This is a genomic window from Amycolatopsis methanolica 239 (genome assembly GCF_000739085.1).
GTDB lineage: Bacteria > Actinomycetota > Actinomycetes > Mycobacteriales > Pseudonocardiaceae > Amycolatopsis_E > Amycolatopsis_E methanolica.
Genome location: NZ_CP009110.1, coordinates 1751932 through 1769518, shown reverse-complemented (window position 1 = coordinate 1769518; position 17587 = coordinate 1751932). Strand labels below are relative to the sequence as shown.

Here is a 17587-nt window from a genome sequence, read left to right as displayed (position 1 = left end):
CGTTCGGGTCCCGCCCCGGGGAGTGGCCGGGACCGGACGCTCACGCCCGAGCGCCGGACGGTCCGATGTGGACGACCTTCGTCACGGTCATCTCGTCGAGCAGCTCCGGCCCGTAGCCGAACCCCTCGCCGCTGGCCTTGCGCGGGTGGGCCGCCCCGGCGGGCGCGCCACCGAAGACGTTGTTCACCTTCACCGTCCCCACGGGCAGTTCCCGCCACGCCCGCTGCGCGTGGGCCATCGAGTCGCTCAGCACCGTCGCAGTGAGGCCGTACCGGTCGTCGGCCGCCTCTTCCAGCGCCTGGCCGAAGCTGTCCGCCACGCGCACCGGCGCGACCGGCCCGAAGGTCTCCTCGCTCAGCACCCGCATCGACGGCGTGCACCCGGCCAGCACGGTCGCCGGGTAGTGCGCGCCCGGCCCGTCCGGCAACGTCCCGCCGGCCAGCAGCGACGCGCCCTGCGCCACCGCGTCTTCGACGTGCGAGTGCACGTGCTCGCGCTGACGCTCGTCCACCAGCGGCGCCATCGGCACCTCGGACGGGCGCTTGCGCGCCTCCGCCACGAGCGCGTCCAGGAACTCGCCGGCCACCGACCGGTGCACGTAGATCCGCTCCACCGACACGCAGATCTGCCCGGCGTTCGCGAACGCCCCCAGCGCGGCCTGCTCGGCCGCCCACCTGGGATCCACACCCGCGTCGACGATCAGCGCGTCGTTGCCGCCGTTCTCCAGCAGCACCTTCGCCCCGGTCCGCGCCGCGGCCACCGCCACCGAACGGCCGGTCGCGGTGCTGCCGACGTGCGCGATCACATCCACGTCCGCGCACTCCGCGAGCCGCGCGCCCACCCGGCCGTCGCCGTCCACGCAGACCAGCACGTCCGCGGGCAAGTGCCGCGCGATCAGCTCGGTCAGCATCCGCCCCACGTGCGGGCACCGCTCGCTCGGCTTGTGCACGACGACGTTGCCCGTCGCCAGCGCCGCGCCGATCAGCCCGCACGCGACCGCGACCGGGTCGTTCCACGGCGTCAGCGCAACCACGAGACCACGCGGCCCGGGCACCATCAGATCCGTCGCGTCCCAGCCGCCCTGCAGGCTCCGCCCGCGGTGGGCGGGCCCCAGCTCCGCGTACTGCTCCAGGGTCCCCGCACCGGCGAGGACACCTTCGCGTGCCTCGTCCGGCAGCTTGCCGGTCTCGCGGTTGTTCATCGCGGCCAGCTCGTCGGCCCGCTCGCGCAGTTCGGCCGCCGCGGCCTTCAACGCGGCAGCGCGCTCCCCCGCGGCGGTCCGCTCCCAGCCCGCGAACGCCGCCCGCGCCGCGCGCACCGCCTCGGCGACCTCGTCCGCGGTCGCGCTCGGCACGCGTCCCACCAACTCGCCACTCGCGGGGTCGCGGACCTCGATGGCCGCGTCTTCCCGGGTCATCAGCTCAGTCATCGCACCTCCTGTCCGCGGTGCGAGTACCCCTGCTTCTCCTCCGCGACACCCGGCTGGCTCAGCCCTCGGCGATCTGTTGCGCCTTCGCGTAGGCGAGCTGGAGGAAATCCGCGCCGGCCAGCGCGGCCAGCGCCGCCGCGACCAGGCGCGTCACACGAGGCGCGAAGACGTGGCCGACGGTGAACCCGGTCACCACCCACATGTCGAGGCAGAACGGGCAGCTGAGCAGCTCGCCGAGGCTGTGCCGCAGCCCGGAGGGCTTGCGCACCTCCTCCATCACCTCGGCGGGCCCGGCGGTGTCCGCGTATCGGGTGAACGGGGCGCGCAGGGGGCTGGTGACGGCGTCCTTGCTGATCGTCCTGGCCAGTTTGTGGGTACCCATCGCCATCAGGGCGATGTCGGACACCCGCAGGTCACGGGGCATCTTGCGGCCGGTGAGCAGAGCCGCGAGCGCCGCCGTCGCCACGAGCGAGGTGTACACGAGCAGGACGACGAGGTAGCCGCCCAGCGGACGGTCGTGATTCCCCCGGTAGGCGTCGGCCTCGGCGCGACCCGCGGCGGCGAGGTCCCGGAGCCCGGCGTGCTGCGCCATACGCTCTCCTGATACTCGGCTGTTCGTGCGGTCAACGGGTACCCCCCGGGCCCACGGGCAACCGCCCAGCCGCGAAGGAGGAGAAATGCCGCACAAGTACCTCTTCCGACGCGCGACGCCCGACGACGCCGACGCGATCCGGGAACTGGTCCACGCCGCGTACGCGAAGTGGGTGGACATCATCCAGCGCGAACCCCTGCCGATGCGCACGGACTACCGGCAGGCCGTCACCGCCCACCGCATCGACCTGCTCTACGACGACGACCAGCTGGTCGCGTTGATCGAGATGATCCCCGCGGTGGACCACCTGCTGATCGAAAACGTCGCCGTGCGGCCCTCCGCGCAGGGCGCAGGTCACGGACGCCTGCTGATGCGGCACGCCGACCTGCTGGCGCAGTCGATGGGCCTGCCTGGCGTGCGGCTCTACACGAACGCCCTGTTCACCGAGAACATCCGCTTCTACCGGCGGCTGGGTTACCGGGTGGACCGCGAGGAGCCGTTCCTCGACGGCGCGCTGGTGCACATGAGCAAGAGGGTCTGACGCCTCACTTGTCCTTGCCGGGCTTCTTGTCCTGCCCCTTGCCCTTGTCGTCCTTCCGGCTCTTCGCGGGCGCGGGAGCCTCCTCGCTCCGGCTCGTCGGAACGGTTTTCGCCACCGCGGCGGGTGTTTCACTCGTCACCGGCGGCGACGCGGCCACCGGCGCGGGGGCCGGCGCGACGGGTGCGGGCACCGAGGCCGGGGTGTCCGTGGTGGACCCGTTCAGCAGTGTGAACGCCATCGCGGCCGCGGCGGCCACGCCGGTGATCCCGGCGGCGACACCGAGCCGCCGCCGCGGCTTCAACGGGACCAACGGCCGGGTGGCCCCAGCGAGCACGGCCGCCACTTCACGCGCCGACGGCCGCCCGTGCGGGTCCCGGTTCCCCATGCGCCGCAACAGGTCCGCCAGGTGCGCGGGCAGGCCGTCCGGCACCGCGGGCGGGCGCAGCAGGCGCGCCACCGCGGACTCGGTCAGCGACCCGGGGTACTCGCGCCGCCCGGACAGGCATTCCAGCAGCACCAGCCCGAGCGAGTAGACGTCCGCGCGCGGCCCGACCGGTTCCCCGCGCACCTGCTCGGGCGCCATGTACGCGGCGGTGCCCACGACGGTGCCGGTGGTGGTGAAGCGGGTGCTGTCGTGGCCCTGCGCGATGCCGAAGTCACCGAGCACGGCGCCGTCCGGCCCGAGCAGGATGTTCGCCGGCTTGACGTCCCGGTGCGTGATCCCCGCGTGGTGCACGTAGGCCAGCGCGTCCGCCAGCCGCGCGCCCAGCTCGATCGTCTCGTCCAGCGCCAGCGGCCCCTCGGCGATGCGGTCCGCGAGCGTCGGGCCGTGCACCAGCCGCATCACGAAGAACGCGCGCCCGTCGCACACGCCGGAGTCGTACAGCGGCACCAACGCCGGGTGCCGCAAGCGGTCCAGGATGCGGAACTCCTGCGCCTGCCGCCGCTGCTGGGCGGGTGTGGAACCGGCGTGGAAGAGCTTGATCGCGACTTCGCGTTCGGCGACGCGGTCCCACGCGCGGTGCACGTAGGCACTGCCGCCGCCACCGATCCGCTCCTCGAGCCGGTACCGCTCACCCATGTCCACGGGGAATCGCTACCCCCGCGCGGGTGGCGGCAAACCCGGTCAGGGGTGGCCCGGGCGAGGAGGATCGGCAAGAGTGGGGCCATGAGCAGCGCAGAGGTGCGGGACGGCGTTTCGTTGACGAATCTCGACAAGTCACTGTTCGCCGATGCCGGCGCCACGAAGCGCGATCTGGTCGACTACCTGGACGCGGTCGCCGACCGGATGATCGCGGCGCTGCGGGACCGGCCGTTGTCCGTCGTGCGGGTGCTGCGCGGTCAGGACCCGTTCATGCAGAAGAACCTGCCGAAGTACACCCCGGAATGGGTGCCGCGGGTGAGCATGTGGGCGGAGAGCTCGCACCGGCAGGTGACCTACGCCCTGTGCGACGACCGCCGCACGCTCCTGTGGTTCGGCAACCAGCGGGCGATCGAGTACCACCCGACGCTGGGCACCGCCGGGCACCTGGACCGGCCGACGCACCTGGTGCTGGACCTGGACCCGCCGGAGGGCTCGGCGGCCTTCGACCTGGCGGTGCGCGCGGCCCACCTGGTGCGCCGCGCGCTGGACGACTGCGGTCTGGCCGGCGCGGTGAAGACGAGCGGTTCCAAGGGGGTGCACATCTTCGTGCCGGTGCGCGGCGCCGATGCGGAGCAGGCCGCCGCGGCGACCCGGGCGCTGGCCGCGCGCGCCGAGGCGCTCGACCCGGAACTGGCGACGACGGCGTTCATCCGCGAGGACCGCGAGGGCAAGGTCTTCCTCGACTCGACCCGCGCGGGTGGCGCGACCGTGGTGGCGGTCTACAGCCCGCGGGTGCGGCCCGGTCTGCCGGTGTCGTTCCCGGTGCCGTGGAGCGACCTGGACAACGTGCACCCAAGCGACTTCACCCTCCGCGAGGCCCTGCGGCTGCTGGGCTCGGACGACCCGTGGACCGAGTCGCTGCCCGACCCGCAGGAGCTGCCGGCGGAGCTCGTGGAACACGGCCGCACCATCCCGATCGCCCGCGTGCAGGCGATGCACGAGGGCAAACGCCGGGCCCGCGCCCGCCGCGAGCAGGGCTCCTGACCGTGGTGACCCGGGCGCGCTGATCCTTCCTGGCGGCTCACCCGCCGCGGCGGCGCCGGCCCGCCCAGGTCGCAGGCCCGCGCTGTTGCCCCTCCGCCGAGCGGCAGCCCGGCCCTCCAGCCGAAGCCCCCGCACTACTGTGTCGGCCTGCACGGAGTTCTGCACGTCGGTGAGGGCGCGGTAGGAGTCGCTGGTGGTGATGTCGCGGAGGGCTTCCCGCTGGGCGTCCGGCAGGTCGGACAGCAGCCCGGCGGTGAGGACGCGTTGCCCGCCGAGGCGTCGACGAAGGCGCGGTGGGTCTCGGCGTTCGCGCGTCCGGCGGCAGCGGCGCGGGCCGCGGCGTCCTGCCGGGCGAGCATTTCGCCGACGCGGCCGAGGGCGGCCACGGCCAGGGCGACCGGATGTCGTGGATGTCGGCGAGCGCGGATTCGACCGCGAAGGCGGTGTCGATCGCGCCGGAGTAGGCGTCGAAGGTGGCGCGCCAGTCGGCCTGGCGGGCGGTCACCGCGCCCTGGGCGCCGCTCAGCCTGGTCACGTCGGCGACGAGGTCGCCGAGGCGGCTTCAGGTCGGGCGCGATCCCGGCGAGGTCGGCGGCGACCAGGGTCACGCCGTCGCGGAGCGTCGTGAGCGCGGCACGGGTCTGGGCGTACCGCTGTTCGAGCAAGAGCAGGTCACCGGAGCCGGCGAGGTGGGCGGCGACGACCGCGCGTTCGGCTTGCAGGCCGCTGACCAGGCCGGCGACCGGCGCGGTCAGGTGCGTGTCGAACTCCTCGACCTGACGCTGGTTCCACGCGGTCTGCACGGCCGAGGCCGTGGCCAGGCCCCACAGGACCATGAGCGAGACCACCGGCACCGTGAGCGAGACCACCGGCACCATGAGCAGGGCGACGATCTTCGCGCGGACGGACCGCGGCGTCAGGCGGTCGACGAGCCGGGGTGCCGGCGAAATGCGGGCATGCTTTTCTCGGCGCTCGGCCATGGTTCTCTAATTGCGGAATTCGTTCGCGGTTCACTCAGGTTGTCGTCAGTTCCTTTTGCGAACCTGGGGAAAGCGCGACGAACGCCGAGGTCAGAAAGAGGCAGGAACCCAGCACGACGGTGAGCGGGAACACGAACTACATGGGGGTGGCGCCGCTGGTCACAGAATGCCCGCCGTGGACTTCGACGCTGACCGCCGCCATTCCGGTGTAGTGCATGGCGGCGACGCCCAGGCCGGCGAGGACGCCGCCGACGAGCACGGCGAGCGTCTTGGAACGAGGTATCCCACGGCGAACACGCCGATGCCGACGACCGCGATGGCGACCAGCAAGCTGAGCACCGTGAGCGGGACGTCGTAGCGGATTTCGCTGCCCGTGACGCCGAACCCCATCATCGCGATGAAGTGCATGGTCCAGATCCCGGTGCCGATGGCCATGGCGCCGTTGACGAGCCAGTGGCGGCGGGAACGGCCGGTCGCGGAAAGCGCTCGCACCATGCAGCGGAGACCGAGCGCGCTACCCACGCACGCCATGACGTAGGACAGAACGGGCGTGATCCAACCGAACGTCAATTCCGTCATCGAGCCTATTACGTCCTTCGTTCACCGTTGGAAAAAAGCACCACCCCAGATCTACTGGAGGGCGATAAGTGAAGGAGGAGAAAATCTCAGCCATACTGCGAAGTAGCTAACCGAGGTCACCTGATTGCGTGACGCACAAGGTTCCGGTTCCTGGCTCACGAAGTGTTGTTGAACACAATTCAGGATGGCGGTGACGAAAATGAAGCGCTTGCCGGACGCTGCGCCCGTCGCCCGGCATGAGTCCGGCCGGCCGCCACGCGGGCGACCGGCCGGGTGACCGTGGTCGGGATGACAGGATTTGAACCTGCGACCCTCCGCTCCCAAAGCGGATGCGCTACCAAGCTGCGCCACATCCCGGTTCGCCCCAGGGCCGGGGCGGTGCGATCACTCTAGCGCGAGCCGCTAGACTCGCAGACGCGCCCGTACGATGCGGGTGCATGCGGGCGTAGCTCAATGGTAGAGCCCCAGTCTTCCAAACTGGTGGTGCGGGTTCGATTCCCGTCGCCCGCTCTCACTGTCTTCGCAGGTCAAACCCACAACGAGCGGCGGTCCCCGGTTCTTGGGGCCGCCGCTCGCTGCTGTCGTGCCATTACCGTGCCACTAGCTCTCGCGCTGCCGGTAGCGCTCCACCCGGGCGTTGAGCTCGTCGGCGATCTGCCGGTCCCGGGCGCTCGTCGCGTGCTGGTAGATCAACGCCGCCCGCGCGGTGCTCTGCCCCATCCGCTGCATCAGCTCCCGCGTGGTCGCGCCGGCCTCCGCCGCCATCTGGTTGCCGGTGTGGCGGAGATCATGGAAGTGGAAGCCCTCCGGCAACCCGGCCTTGACCAGGATCTTCTTCCAGTCCACCTCACGACGGAAGTTTCCCCGCCGCAGCACCCCGCCCCGCTTGCCGACGAACAGCAGCCCGTCCGACCCCGGTTCGGCGAACTCGGCCAGGTGCTCCGCCAGCTCGTCGGCCAGGAAGCGGGGAAGGGCCACCGTGCGCACCCCGGCCGCGGACTTGGTGGGCCCCACGTCGAGTCGCCCACTCCGCAACTCAGCCGTCCGGCGGGCCACCCGCGCCACCATGTTCACCCGGTCCAGGTCCCGCACGCGAAGGGCGATCAGCTCACCCCACCGCAGCCCGGAGAACGCGGCCAGCAGGATCAGGAACCGGTACCGCCGCGGCATCAGGTCCGCCAGCCGGTACACCTCCTCGATCGACGCATGCGGCCGCTCAGGTGTGCGGTGCTGGTCCGCGCCCTTGATCCGGCACGGGTTCCGCTTGATCCGCCCGTCGTCCACCGCCGTCGTGAACATCGACCGCACCAGCCGGTACGCCTTCGCCGTCCGGTCCTCCGAACGTCCCGAGTCCAGGAGGTCGGAACGCCACCGCCGGATCACCTCGGTGCTGATCTGGTTCACCTGGTAGCGGCCGAGGAACGGCTCGACGTGGTTGCGCCAGATGCTGTCGTGCTCGTCGCGAGTCCGCTGCGACACCTTCCGTTCCTTGATCCACGCCCACCCGTAGTCGGCGAAGCTGATCCGCGCCAAGTCGGGGTCCAGCCAGTCCCCACGCAGGATCTCCGCCTCCACCACCGACAACCACTGTTCGGCGTCCCGCTTCCCCGGGAACGTGTGCGGCGCAGGATGAGTGCGCCCGTCCGGCCCGAGGTAGCGAGCCTGCCACCGCCCCGAGGGCAGCTCACGCACCGCGCCGAACCGTCGGCGACCCTTCTTGTTCGCCATCACGCAGCCCTCCCCAGGTAAGTCGTCCGTGTGATCGGCTCGACCCGCCCGGCCTGCACGAACGCCTCCAGGTCTTCGAGCTTGAACCGCACATGCGATCCGACCTTGTGGAAGGCGATCCGGCGCTCCGCGACGATGCGCCGGATGAAGCGAACCGAGGTGTTCAGGTACTCGGCCGCCTGTTCCACGTTGAGATAGCCCCTTTCCATCGATCCCCCTTCACGCCGCGAGCTGAGTTGCCGAAGTTTCTGGCTCCCCTGGTGGTGGCCCCGCCGCGAGAAGCGCACGGTCGTACTCGGCCTTCCACGTGATCCGCTCCGCGATGGCCCGCATGAGCAGGTGCGCCCGAGGTGGCGCGTCCCTATCCCCCGGCGCGACCTTGCGCCAGATCAGCCGCGAGGTGTCCTCCTCCGGCTTCACGATCCCGACGCCCGCGAGCATGTCCCGCACGAACGCCTTCCGGTCCGCCTTGTGATCCGCGAGCGACTTCCCGGACCACTTGCGCGAGACGAGCACCCGCCGACCAGGCAGCCCGAGCGTGGTGCGTCGGTGCGCGCGCCCCTTGCAGTGCCCCGGAGTCGTCCGACTCGTCACGCCGAGCGGTTGCACACCGTAGAGCAGCCACACCGCGCACCGCGGCGAACACGGGGTGACCGCCAGCTCAGCGTGAAGACGGTCGTGGTGATCCCGCCGCCTGGTGCTGCTGGCTTCGACCACCTCACCCGTCGACTTGGTGAGGTACTTCGTCAGGTACCCGATGTGCCGCCCGGCCTCTTCGGTACCGCCGAGGATGCCCTTCGAGTGCACCTGCCGACCGAACGTCACGACATGCGCCGGTTCCTCGACCGCTTCCACAGCCTCCTCCCACTGCGTCAACGGCTCTCGGCTCTCCGGATCCACAAAGGACTTGCTCCGCATGTCCCACACCGGCAGCCGATCTCCGCCGTAGACAAGCTGGTCATGCGCCGGCCACCAGACCTGGTGATAGGTGGCCTCGGTGACCTGCCGCAGCACCTCATGCGGAATCGACCCCCGCAACGCCGCATGGAGATGCGGAGCGGTCCGCTTCTGCGGCTCCACGGTCGCGAAGTACTGCACGTCCCACCCGACGACGCGGCGGAGGTTCTGCCACCACCGATCCACCAGGGACGAGAAGTGCACCGCATCCCGCGCCGCCCGCCGGTAGTCATAGGTCGCCATGTCGACCGGCGTGCCGTCCTCCCGCACCCGCCCGTAGGTGTCGCAGGTCAGCGTCACGAACATCGACGGCCGGAACTTCCCGGCGTACTCCCGTCCCACCGTCGTTTTGGCGACCTTCTTGCGCGGCAAGTTGGGTGCGTCCTGCCGCCGCCTGGTCGTCCGCTTCACCGGCCGCTTGCCTGGCAGATCCGGCGAGGGCAACCGGCCGCGCATGCCGAGTTGCCGAAGTTCCTCATCGACCCCGCGGATCTCCTCCCGCAACTCGTCGGCCTGCCCCTCCTCCCCGTGCTCGACCGCATCCCGATACCGCGCCACCAGATCAGCGCGGAACTCCATCAACTCCTTCTGCTCCGGAGATGGCGGGACCGGGGCGAAGTCCGGCTCCTCCGTCAGGTGCCAGCCCTCCCGGCACTGCGCCATCCGCAACGCCTTCGCCTTCTTCGCGCACGGACCACAGACGCTCTCCACCGTCGAGCCACACGGCACGGCGACGTAGCGGAGCTCGCCCGTCTCGGGGTCGCCGACCTCCATCGTGAACGGCCGCACGCACACCCCGTGCTTCTCCGCAGTGGCCTTCATGACCTCCGTGGAGAGCGGCTGACGCATCCGTTCTGCCCTGCTCTGGTGCATCAGGCCGCCACACCTCCCCAGTGGCCCACCTGCCCGCCGACGTACGCCTCCAGCGCCTTCACCGCCGCGTCCGGAACCCACCCGGCCCGGACTCGCAGCGGCTCCCGCAGCCCTTCGCCCCACACGTAGCCGACACCGGCCGCGGACTCGTCGATCCGGTTCGCCCAGGCACCCCGCTCGTACGCCTGGTCGCCGAGCACCATGCCGACATGCGACTTCGCGGTGACGCGGAGGCAGATGCGCCGCGGGAACAGCTCCCGGACCGGGACCGTCTCCTTCGTCGGCTCCTGCACATAGCCCCGGACCGTGAAGCCCAGCGCCCGCCCCTGCGTGGTCAGCAGGGCCACCTTCTCCACGATCTGCTCACGGGTCTTGCGGTCGGTGTACTTGGTCAGTGCCCCGATCTCGTCGAACTCGATCAGCTCCAGCGGGTTCTCACTGGAAATCGGGACCGACCGCACGCGACCGGCGAACTCGCTCTTGCGCTTGTCCATCGCGTGCACGAGGTCGTCCAGCAGCGCCAGGGCGTCCTTCGGAGTCACCGCGTACCGATGGAGGATCCCCCGCCCGTAGGCCAGCTCCATGCCCTTCGGGTCGATCCCGGACACCCTGACTAGTCCGTCCCGGATGGCCGGCGCGATCGCCACGAGCGGGCACCACATCACCGAGTTCTTGCCCGCACCGCTGGCACCCGCGGTCAGGGTGTGGCTTCCCGAGCCGAACAACGGGACCCGCCAGTCCTGCCCGTACTCAGTCCGTCCCGCCCACACGTGCCGCAGGTCAACCGGCATCGACCCGAGCTCCGGGCAGGGAACCGGCGCAGCGAGCAGGTCCCGGCGCTGGAAGTCGATCGACACCACGTTGGGAGCGACCTCCCGCACCTGGCACCGGCCGACTTTGCGCGCCGATGCCAGCGCACGAGCCGCGTCGTCGAAGTCCTCCGGCTTCTGTCCCGGCACCAACTGCACCCGGGCCTCATCCCACGACGGCCCGGACTTCACCCGCTTGACCTTCGGGATGCGCACCCCGGCACGTTCCCGGTCCCGGGTGATCTTCTTCCGCCCGACGAGCGTGACCGTCAGGTCCACCGGGATCGCGTCGTCCTTCACGCTCAACCCGCAGGCGTGCAGCCAGCCCGGCAGGTTCGGCACGTAGACGGCCCACTTCTGCCACCAGGTGCGCAGGAACTGCCCGGCCCACTGGTCGTAGGAGACGAGGTGGAACCACCGCCAGCACGCCAAGCCCGAACCGACCACGCACAGGCTGACCAGCAGCGAGACCCAGCCGACCCAGTAACACCAGGCCGCCAGCGCGAGCACGGTGAGCGTTGTGCGCGGATGCATCACGATCTGCGCGACCACCCAGCCGAGGGCTTTGAGCAGCCACCACAGGGAGAAGAACACCACCGCGGCCGCCGCCAGCGCCTCCGCGATCGAGGCCAGCGCGGAGCCGAGCTTGTGCAGCACCCAGACGACCACCGCCAGGCCGATCCCGCCGAGGAGGAGGATTCCGAAGGTGTGCGCGTCCATCAGCGACCACCTGCCTTGGTGGTGATCGGCAGCGGCAGTCGGCCGGCACAGGCAGCACATTCGGTGTCGCCGGGGGCCAGTCGGGTGAACTTCTTGCATGCGGCGCACCGCGTCGGGGTGCGGCCCGTTGACACGGCTCGGTTGCCGTTGTCTATCGTTGCCACTTGTCTGCTCCCAGAGGGTGGACAGCGCAGGAGCGGCACGGTTGGTAGCCAGGTTCCGCTTCTGCGCCTTATGTTTCGAGGTTCCTGCATGAGGGCGCGCTTCATCGCCGCACGTCCCCGCGTGCGTTTCGCGTCTACTGTGGACCTTCCTCTAGAGACCTTCGCTGCCGCGGCCCGCACAGGTCCGGCACACGTACGCCTTGTCCCGCATCAGCCGATGGGTGCGTCCGCACAGCCAGCAGCGCCGCCGGACCAGCCACCGCCGACGAGGCTTCCGGGACCTGGATGGCACTTCGTTCACCTCCTTCCACAGGGAGAGCACGGGAACGGATGCGGCATCCGTTCCCGTGCCGATCTCAATCACCCTGGGCGTTCCGCGGGGCGACGAACGTACCCTTGGACCGGATCGTCATGACGAACCCGCGCTCCCGCAGAATCCGGGTCGCGTGGCGGGCCGATCCCAGCGAAACGCCGTACTCCACTGCCAACCGCTTCTCACTGGGAAGCCGCGCGTACACCGGAAGCTCGCCCGAGTTGATGCGGTCGGCGATGTGAGCCGCCACCCACTCGTAGACGTAGCCCGGCTCCCCACCCTCCGGCCGCTGCCATGCTTGGGCCGGGGGCGCGTGGTCCTCACGCGTCATCATCAGCGCTCCTCGCCCACTCACGCGGCCTTCGCCGACTGCTCAGCCGTTGTCTTCCCCGCGCGTCCGCTGTTCACGGCCTTGAATCCGGTCGCGCGGAAGACGAAGGACTGGTACTTGAACTCGCCGTTGCCGGCCACTCGCGGCTCCGCGGTCAGCCCCTCCAGCTCCACCGGCCGCATGCCGGGAAGCACCTCGCTCGTCGTCGGCACCGGCTGCACGTCGGCGAGGAACATGATCTCGAAGGACGCGCGCTTGGCGTTCGGCTCCGACGGGTCGGTCACGGTCGCCTTCCACTGGCGCTTGCCGGTCACCTCGTCGACGCGCTGCCGAGCGGGACGACCGGCCGCCCTGTCCTCCCGGGACTGGTACTCGTTGTCCGGCGAGATCTCGCCCACCATCACCAAACCCTGCGGGAACGCGTCATCGAACTCGATCGGGAAGCGGTGTCCCCTGGAAATAGCCATGTCGATACCCCTTGTGTGCCTTCGTGTTCTGTGGTCGAGCGCGACCAGTCATTCGGTGTCGTTCGAGCGGTGACCATCAGCGGAGTCGAACGGGAACGAGCGCGAGCGGTTCTGCGTCTCGCACCAGTCCCCGAACTCGATGGCAGCGACAGCCAGGCTCCGCGCGAACCGAGCGGCATCGGTCAGCCCGCCGATGCGCGCGGGAACCTGGATGACGAAGGTGGCGTCCTCCCCGCCGGCGATGAGTTGCCGGATGCCGGGTGACGGTGAAACGACCTCAGCGCCGTACCCGGCGGCGGGCTGGATCACCACGTGAATGCCCATCTGCTCTCCTGGGGGTCTTGGCTCTCCCGCGTCCGGTGGGGCGCGGTATGACCCAGGAGACACCCGGTTCAGGGCGATCACCCGGACAAACTGTCCGGGTAGGTGTTGCAGAGGGCTAGCGCGAGGCGGGAACGGCCTCGTTCACCGCGTCGACTACGGCCGACCAGGGCAATTCACGCCCCGGCGCACTGCGCGGCTCGTGGAGCGGCCAGACGTCATCACCGTAGACGAGACGCACACCGGCCCGCTGAAGCGCAGCGATGTGGAAGTCCCACGACGGGTGGCGCGCATGCGCAGCGTTCACCCGCGGAAACACGACGACCGGCAGGTTCCGGGTGCCGATGGCCTCGTTCACCTGCGTCAAAGCCTGGTTGTCCGCAATACCCATCGCGAGTTTGGCGACCATGTTCGCCGACGCGGGAGCGACCAGGTAGCAGTCAACGGGAGGGTGCGGGCTCTTCTCGTCCGGGTCGCGAGGCTCAACGCGAACCGGGTAGCCGGTCGCCTCCTCGATCTCAGCGAGCGCCCCGGACTTCTGAAGCCAACGGCCGGCAGTGGGCGTCAGGGTGACGACGACCGTCCACCCGGCGTCCTGCGCGGGCCGGATGACGCGCGGAAGCAGCTCCTCGACGCCACCCGCACCAGAGCCGACCAGACCCAGCACCCGCGAACCCATGCAGCTACCTCACCGCTCCACAACGCTCAGGCAGCGCCAGGAGCGCCGACGACTTCCGGCCGGCCGTGGCCGGAGCACGACGGTACATCGACCGCACGACCTCACGGACCACCGTCGAGTGCCGCACGATGGCCGGCGACTTCTGCTCCGCGGACAGCAGAGTTTGAAGTGCTTCGTCGTCCTTCGCCATCAGACTCAGCGCCCGTGCGTAGTCGATCAAGTAGGTGACCTGCCGTTCCGCGGGCAAGTGCTCGACGTCGACCTTCGGAGCCTGCTCGATCACCTGCGTGACGTCACCGAGGTCCAGGGCCGCGGAGAGGCGGTGCAGCTCGACGTTCGCCGGTCCGAAGCCGGTGTGCCAGTAGTTCGCATCCACCCCGAGCTGTTCGCCAGCGCGGGTGGCGTGCGCGAGCAGGTCGTTCGAGGTCGCCCGGTCCTGATGACGGGCTGCGGCGACCGCCGTCCGCAGGTAGAGCATTCCGTAGAGGCTCAGCGCCGCCGGATCACCGGCCGCCATCCGCGGAACCAGCCACTTCGCCGCGGCTTCTCCCAGCTCAAGCGCGTCTTCGAACCGGCCGACCGCCAGGAGCGCGTGAGTACCGGACCTCGCAGCCGACGCCAGCACGAGCGGATCGTCCGCCTCGTCGGCCGCCTGCATAGCCCGCTCAGCCGCGATCCAGGACAAGTCGGCCTCACCGATCTTGCTCAACGTGGTCGCGGTCAGGTGATGAATCCGCGCCGAGAGCGCCGCGCAGGTACGCCGGTAGGCCGGATCATCCGCCGAGGCGGCCTCCATCTGCTGAGTGGTCTTGATCAGCCCAGGAAGAGCCTAGACAACTCGGCCGAGGTCGCCCTTCTGATAGCTCGACCAGGCCCCCTCCACGAGCTGCTGCACCGGGGCCGGGTCGATGTACTCGGGCGACGTGGACGAGGAGAACAACGTCCGCGAAAGCCGCCTGGGAGCCATCAGTGCATCCCGGATCGCCGGAACGTCGTCGTTGCGTTCCTCGTCCTCCATGAGCACGGGTTCCCCGAGCAGATCCCCAAGGGTCACCCGCAGCGCGCGAGCCACGTCCGCGAGCACGTCCAACCTGCGGATGTCGCGCTCACCGCGCTCGATCTTGCTGAGCCAGTCCTCAGAGCGACCGACCAGATCAGCCAGTACGGCCTGCGACAACCCCCGACGACGCCGGTAGAAGGCAATACGCTCCCCGATGCTGAGCTGATCACCCGCACCACGCATACAACCAGGTTAGCAGCAATCATCGCTACGTAGCTGTACACCTACCAATACATCCCGATGACCGACGCGTCTAGCAAGTTCTCCTTTTGACCCATTTCAGGATCGATAGCTTCGACCATAAATTGAGCCCCCTTGCCTTCCCCACCAGGAACGAGTCCATTCATTTCCATAGCGCGATAACGAGCATCTGAATCAAACCTGGAGTTCGCCGATACATCAATCTTCGTTCCAAGCCAATTCTTGATCGAAGCAAAAGCTTCCCGAGAATCGCCGACTGAACCCACTTCATCCTTCCTCTGACTGGCCAGCGCGGTCAGTTCGCGTCGATCTTCAACGGTCATCGCATAGCCGTTCTCACGAGCCAGAAGTTCGGCATAAGTCAGCAGCGCCGAGAATCTATTATCTTCCCGCGCAGACCGCTCTGTTTGAACAGCGGAAACAGCGTGAGAAAAGTCCAAGCTCAACCCCTGCATTTGTCGGCCAAGCATAGGATGGACCTTCTCGAGCGCATTAGTGAGCCTTACCGGATTCCATGCGGGATTGAATCCGTCACCATTGAGTCTACAGAAGACGCGGAACCGAGAAGAGGAGAAGAGAACCCGGCGAACATCCTTCCAGTACAACTCTTGCTCCGTATCGGCGACAAGGTAAACTTCTTCGACCTCCAGAGGGCCCTGCGATGCCAGGGCGTCACTCAGCACCCTCCGCACCAGCATGTCCCTTTGCGCGCTTCGCACCAACACCCAATCGACAACACGGCAACGGATTGGAATTAGGCCGACCATAAGCTTGTCAAGAACCCTATTCAATCCCTCCAGTTGCTCGAAAACGGATCCACTTACCTGCTTTCGCAAATCCTCACTCTCATCCGCCAACTCTTTGAGATTTGACAGAATGGTGCCAATCTGAAATATTGGATCAGCTTCAAGTTCTACTTCAATCTCCACCAACTCGCCTCGTCGAAGCTCGCTAACAGGAACCATCCACTTCGGATCGGCTTCCCCGGCGCCATCGCTAACAATTCTCCTTATCGAATCGAGATCACGCGGCAGTACTCGCTCTTTTAATTCACCTATCGCTAGTAGCGCATTCTCCGAAGCATGCAAATTTCCAAATAGCGTTTGAATGGTCGCCTTGCTCACCACCTGCGAATTTGCACTACGGCTAGATTCGTATTTCGAACCAATTCGAGCCTTTCCTGCCACAGGAACACCGGCCTCCACCTGCCCGCTCACCTCTGCTTTCATCCCAGCGGAAGCGCTGTCGGTAAACTCGTGTGGCACCTTGCCCTCCCGAGACGAAAGCAGACTTGTCACGCTGACCTCGTCAAGGTAGATGAATTCTCGCAACTGACGCAGCTTCTCGCTGCGCTCAACTCGAGCCTTCTCTTCTCGCTTTCGCTTACCGAACAAGATCAATTATCTCCATTCCGAGATTTATTTCGTCGAGTTGACAGAATCAGGGACTTTTGTTGATCAACTCGTTGGAACCCGCCAAGGTAATCTTCCATCAGTACCATGTCCCGGTCGTCGATAACCGCGAGGAGGGCGGCTTCGCTCCAGATAGCGCGCAGATCGGCCGAAGACCATCCGGCAGTCACCTCAGCTATACGCGCATGATCAAGATCGTCCGCAGCATTTAGATTCGCAGCAATTGTTCGGAGGATCTCCTCACGGTCCGCCATGTTCGGGTAGTCGAAGTGAATCTCCCAATCGAATCGCCCAGGTCTCCTCAACGCAGTATCAATGTCTTGAGGACGATTTGTCGTCGCAATTACGATAATGTTGTCGTGCTGATCGAAGCCATCCAATTTGGTCAGCAATTGAGCAACCAATCGCCGAGACGCCTCGTGCGAATCATCTGCCCTCTGGGGCGCAACACTGTCAATCTCATCAAAGAATATTATGGCACGCTCCTGCCGTTTCGCGTCGTCAAAGATCTCGCGGAGGATCTCTTCACTCTGGCCCAAGTATTTACTAATGATCTCCGGACCGCTAATCTTATAGAACTCTGCGTTAGCCTGATGGGCAATAATGCGGCCTAACATCGTTTTCCCAGTGCCCGATGGTCCGGTGAATAACACGCCTTTAATGGCCTTTGCGCGAATCTTTAGAAGAGCATCGCGACGCTGAAGTGGGACCTCGATCAACTCCTTAGTGCGCGCCTTGATCTGCGCATACCCACCGAAGTCGTCATAGCTCAGCGAACCATCCGGGTTTTCTCGCCACCGAGAAATATCGAATGGCTCCCCCAAGGTGAGGTCTAACGGTGATATCGAACGTTCTGTCAGGACGCGAAGAACGCCGTCTACATCGTTCCCCTCAACGGTGAAGCCAGCTTTGAGTGTAACGTTTTCCGGCAACGGGAATGAGCGTAATTGTCCATTGATACCGACAATTACCAAGTCCTCTAACACGCTTCTAACATTGCCGATCCAAGGCGTCCGTGGCCAAAGAGTCGAAGGGGCCTGCTCAATATTGTTCAAATTTGGACCAATGAATACCACCTCGTTAACATAGAGTTCATCCTCATCGTTCATCAAATAAGGAAGGATGCTTCCATTCGGGAGGTCTATAAACGCTATTTGCTCTTCTTTGTCGATCTCTCTTACACGCCCGAGTGCCCGTGTCGGATCATCAGCTCCAGCAGTCACGATCTTGATCCTCCTCAACGGTTCTGCATCACAGCTTTGCAGCTCACTAGCGCCGGCTCTGCGCGAGAAGGTGGGAAGGT

General features: G+C 67.4%; 18 protein-coding genes, 2 tRNA genes and 2 pseudogenes. 5 read left to right on the top strand and 17 right to left on the bottom strand.

All coding sequences use genetic code 11. The annotated features are described in order from the left end of the window. Positions 1–40 precede the first annotated feature (40 nt). A complete protein-coding gene (locus AMETH_RS08635; protein ID WP_017987675.1) occupies positions 41–1429 on the bottom strand; it encodes an aldehyde dehydrogenase family protein in 1389 nt (462 codons plus the stop codon). A 58-nt stretch (positions 1430–1487) separates the two neighbouring features. Beyond that, positions 1488–2021 carry a DUF1360 domain-containing protein gene (locus AMETH_RS08630; RefSeq protein WP_017987674.1) on the bottom strand — a complete coding sequence of 178 codons (534 nt, stop codon included), beginning with the start codon at positions 2019–2021 and terminating at the stop codon, positions 1488–1490. Between the two features lie 85 nt (positions 2022–2106). Between AMETH_RS08630 and AMETH_RS08625 the strand changes: the two genes are divergently transcribed. Then, complete coding sequence (locus AMETH_RS08625) at positions 2107–2562, top strand: GNAT family N-acetyltransferase (protein ID WP_017987673.1); 456 nt, start codon at positions 2107–2109, stop codon at positions 2560–2562. 4 nt (positions 2563–2566) lie between these two features. Here the strand turns inward: AMETH_RS08625 and AMETH_RS08620 are convergent, their stop codons facing one another. Continuing rightward, positions 2567–3643: a serine/threonine-protein kinase gene (locus AMETH_RS08620; RefSeq protein WP_038532851.1), complete on the bottom strand. Its 1077-nt coding sequence runs from the start codon at positions 3641–3643 to the stop codon at positions 2567–2569. Between the two features lie 87 nt (positions 3644–3730). On the opposite strand from AMETH_RS08620, the gene AMETH_RS08615 reads away from it, so the two are divergent. The 3 genes from AMETH_RS08615 to AMETH_RS38620 all read left to right on the top strand — a co-directional run bounded on the left by AMETH_RS08615 (position 3731) and on the right by AMETH_RS38620 (position 5793). Beyond that, entirely contained in the window at positions 3731–4690 is a 960-nt protein-coding gene (locus AMETH_RS08615) for a DNA polymerase domain-containing protein (protein ID WP_017987671.1), read from the top strand. 293 nt (positions 4691–4983) lie between these two features. Then, the gene (locus AMETH_RS37800; protein WP_017987670.1) at positions 4984–5154 is read left to right on the top strand and encodes a hypothetical protein; all 171 of its coding nucleotides are present in this window, start codon (positions 4984–4986) and stop codon (positions 5152–5154) included. A gap of 9 nt (positions 5155–5163) precedes the next feature. Further along, positions 5164–5793, top strand: coding sequence for a hypothetical protein (locus AMETH_RS38620; protein WP_167345505.1), 630 nt, complete (start codon positions 5164–5166; stop codon positions 5791–5793). Positions 5794–5806: 13 nt separating this feature from the next. Here the strand turns inward: AMETH_RS38620 and AMETH_RS42435 are convergent, their stop codons facing one another. The 3 genes and pseudogenes from AMETH_RS42435 to AMETH_RS08605 form a co-directional block, all read right to left on the bottom strand. Next, positions 5807–5872 (bottom strand): hypothetical protein, encoded by a 66-nt coding sequence (locus AMETH_RS42435; RefSeq protein WP_410468248.1) that lies wholly within the window; start codon positions 5870–5872, stop codon positions 5807–5809. Positions 5873–5988: 116 nt separating this feature from the next. Further along, positions 5989–6060, bottom strand: a pseudogene (locus tag AMETH_RS42430) (hypothetical protein); the annotation flags it as partial. Between the two features lie 469 nt (positions 6061–6529). After that, a tRNA-Pro gene (locus AMETH_RS08605) sits at positions 6530–6606 on the bottom strand. Positions 6607–6688: 82 nt separating this feature from the next. On the opposite strand from AMETH_RS08605, the gene AMETH_RS08600 reads away from it, so the two are divergent. Next, positions 6689–6759, top strand: a tRNA-Gly gene (locus AMETH_RS08600). A 90-nt stretch (positions 6760–6849) separates the two neighbouring features. On the opposite strand, the gene AMETH_RS08595 is transcribed toward AMETH_RS08600, so the two are convergent. The 11 genes and pseudogenes from AMETH_RS08595 to AMETH_RS36480 form a co-directional block, all read right to left on the bottom strand. Next, positions 6850–7977: a tyrosine-type recombinase/integrase gene (locus AMETH_RS08595; protein ID WP_017987668.1), complete on the bottom strand. Its 1128-nt coding sequence runs from the start codon at positions 7975–7977 to the stop codon at positions 6850–6852. Further along, a complete protein-coding gene (locus AMETH_RS08590) occupies positions 7977–8186 on the bottom strand; it encodes a helix-turn-helix domain-containing protein (RefSeq protein ID WP_026153934.1) in 210 nt (69 codons plus the stop codon). Before AMETH_RS08590 ends, AMETH_RS08595 begins: the two co-directional genes overlap by 1 nt. Positions 8187–8196: 10 nt before the next feature. Then, positions 8197–9807, bottom strand: a complete 1611-nt coding sequence (locus AMETH_RS08585) for a replication initiator (RefSeq protein WP_017987666.1) — start codon at positions 9805–9807, stop codon at positions 8197–8199. Then, positions 9807–11336: an FtsK/SpoIIIE domain-containing protein gene (locus tag AMETH_RS08580; protein WP_017987665.1), complete on the bottom strand. Its 1530-nt coding sequence runs from the start codon at positions 11334–11336 to the stop codon at positions 9807–9809. Before AMETH_RS08580 ends, AMETH_RS08585 begins: the two co-directional genes overlap by 1 nt. A gap of 520 nt (positions 11337–11856) precedes the next feature. Next, positions 11857–12147 (bottom strand): GntR family transcriptional regulator, encoded by a 291-nt coding sequence (locus AMETH_RS08575; protein ID WP_017987664.1) that lies wholly within the window; start codon positions 12145–12147, stop codon positions 11857–11859. A 17-nt stretch (positions 12148–12164) separates the two neighbouring features. Next, complete coding sequence (locus tag AMETH_RS08570; RefSeq protein ID WP_017987663.1) at positions 12165–12611, bottom strand: hypothetical protein; 447 nt, start codon at positions 12609–12611, stop codon at positions 12165–12167. 48 nt (positions 12612–12659) lie between these two features. Continuing rightward, on the bottom strand, positions 12660–12935 hold the full coding sequence (locus AMETH_RS08565) for a hypothetical protein (RefSeq protein WP_017987662.1): 276 nt from the start codon (positions 12933–12935) through the stop codon (positions 12660–12662). A gap of 115 nt (positions 12936–13050) precedes the next feature. Next, positions 13051–13611: a flavoprotein gene (locus AMETH_RS08560; protein WP_026153933.1), complete on the bottom strand. Its 561-nt coding sequence runs from the start codon at positions 13609–13611 to the stop codon at positions 13051–13053. Between the two features lie 4 nt (positions 13612–13615). Then, positions 13616–14854, bottom strand: a pseudogene (locus AMETH_RS08555) (helix-turn-helix domain-containing protein). A gap of 41 nt (positions 14855–14895) precedes the next feature. Beyond that, positions 14896–16272, bottom strand: coding sequence for a DUF6414 family protein (locus AMETH_RS37795; protein ID WP_156131630.1), 1377 nt, complete (start codon positions 16270–16272; stop codon positions 14896–14898). Next, positions 16269–17507, bottom strand: coding sequence for an ATP-binding protein (locus AMETH_RS36480; protein WP_156131629.1), 1239 nt, complete (start codon positions 17505–17507; stop codon positions 16269–16271). Before AMETH_RS36480 ends, AMETH_RS37795 begins: the two co-directional genes overlap by 4 nt. Positions 17508–17587: the final 80 nt, after the last annotated feature.

Excerpts from the sequence above, each read along its gene's own strand:
- AMETH_RS08625 (WP_017987673.1), top strand. The coding sequence starts at position 2,107 with ATGCCGCACAAGTACCTCTTCCGACGCGCGACGCCCGACGACGCCGAC.
- AMETH_RS08585 (WP_017987666.1), bottom strand. The coding sequence starts at position 9,807 with ATGCACCAGAGCAGGGCAGAACGGATGCGTCAGCCGCTCTCCACGGAG.
- AMETH_RS08565 (WP_017987662.1), bottom strand. The coding sequence starts at position 12,935 with ATGGGCATTCACGTGGTGATCCAGCCCGCCGCCGGGTACGGCGCTGAG.
- AMETH_RS08635 (WP_017987675.1), bottom strand. The coding sequence starts at position 1,429 with ATGACTGAGCTGATGACCCGGGAAGACGCGGCCATCGAGGTCCGCGAC.
- AMETH_RS08630 (WP_017987674.1), bottom strand. The coding sequence starts at position 2,021 with ATGGCGCAGCACGCCGGGCTCCGGGACCTCGCCGCCGCGGGTCGCGCC.
- AMETH_RS08570 (WP_017987663.1), bottom strand. The coding sequence starts at position 12,611 with ATGGCTATTTCCAGGGGACACCGCTTCCCGATCGAGTTCGATGACGCG.
- AMETH_RS08595 (WP_017987668.1), bottom strand. The coding sequence starts at position 7,977 with ATGGCGAACAAGAAGGGTCGCCGACGGTTCGGCGCGGTGCGTGAGCTG.
- AMETH_RS08590 (WP_026153934.1), bottom strand. The coding sequence starts at position 8,186 with ATGGAAAGGGGCTATCTCAACGTGGAACAGGCGGCCGAGTACCTGAAC.
- AMETH_RS08620 (WP_038532851.1), bottom strand. The coding sequence starts at position 3,643 with ATGGGTGAGCGGTACCGGCTCGAGGAGCGGATCGGTGGCGGCGGCAGT.
- AMETH_RS08575 (WP_017987664.1), bottom strand. The coding sequence starts at position 12,147 with ATGATGACGCGTGAGGACCACGCGCCCCCGGCCCAAGCATGGCAGCGG.
- AMETH_RS08615 (WP_017987671.1), top strand. The coding sequence starts at position 3,731 with ATGAGCAGCGCAGAGGTGCGGGACGGCGTTTCGTTGACGAATCTCGAC.
- AMETH_RS08580 (WP_017987665.1), bottom strand. The coding sequence starts at position 11,336 with ATGGACGCGCACACCTTCGGAATCCTCCTCCTCGGCGGGATCGGCCTG.
- AMETH_RS08560 (WP_026153933.1), bottom strand. The coding sequence starts at position 13,611 with ATGGGTTCGCGGGTGCTGGGTCTGGTCGGCTCTGGTGCGGGTGGCGTC.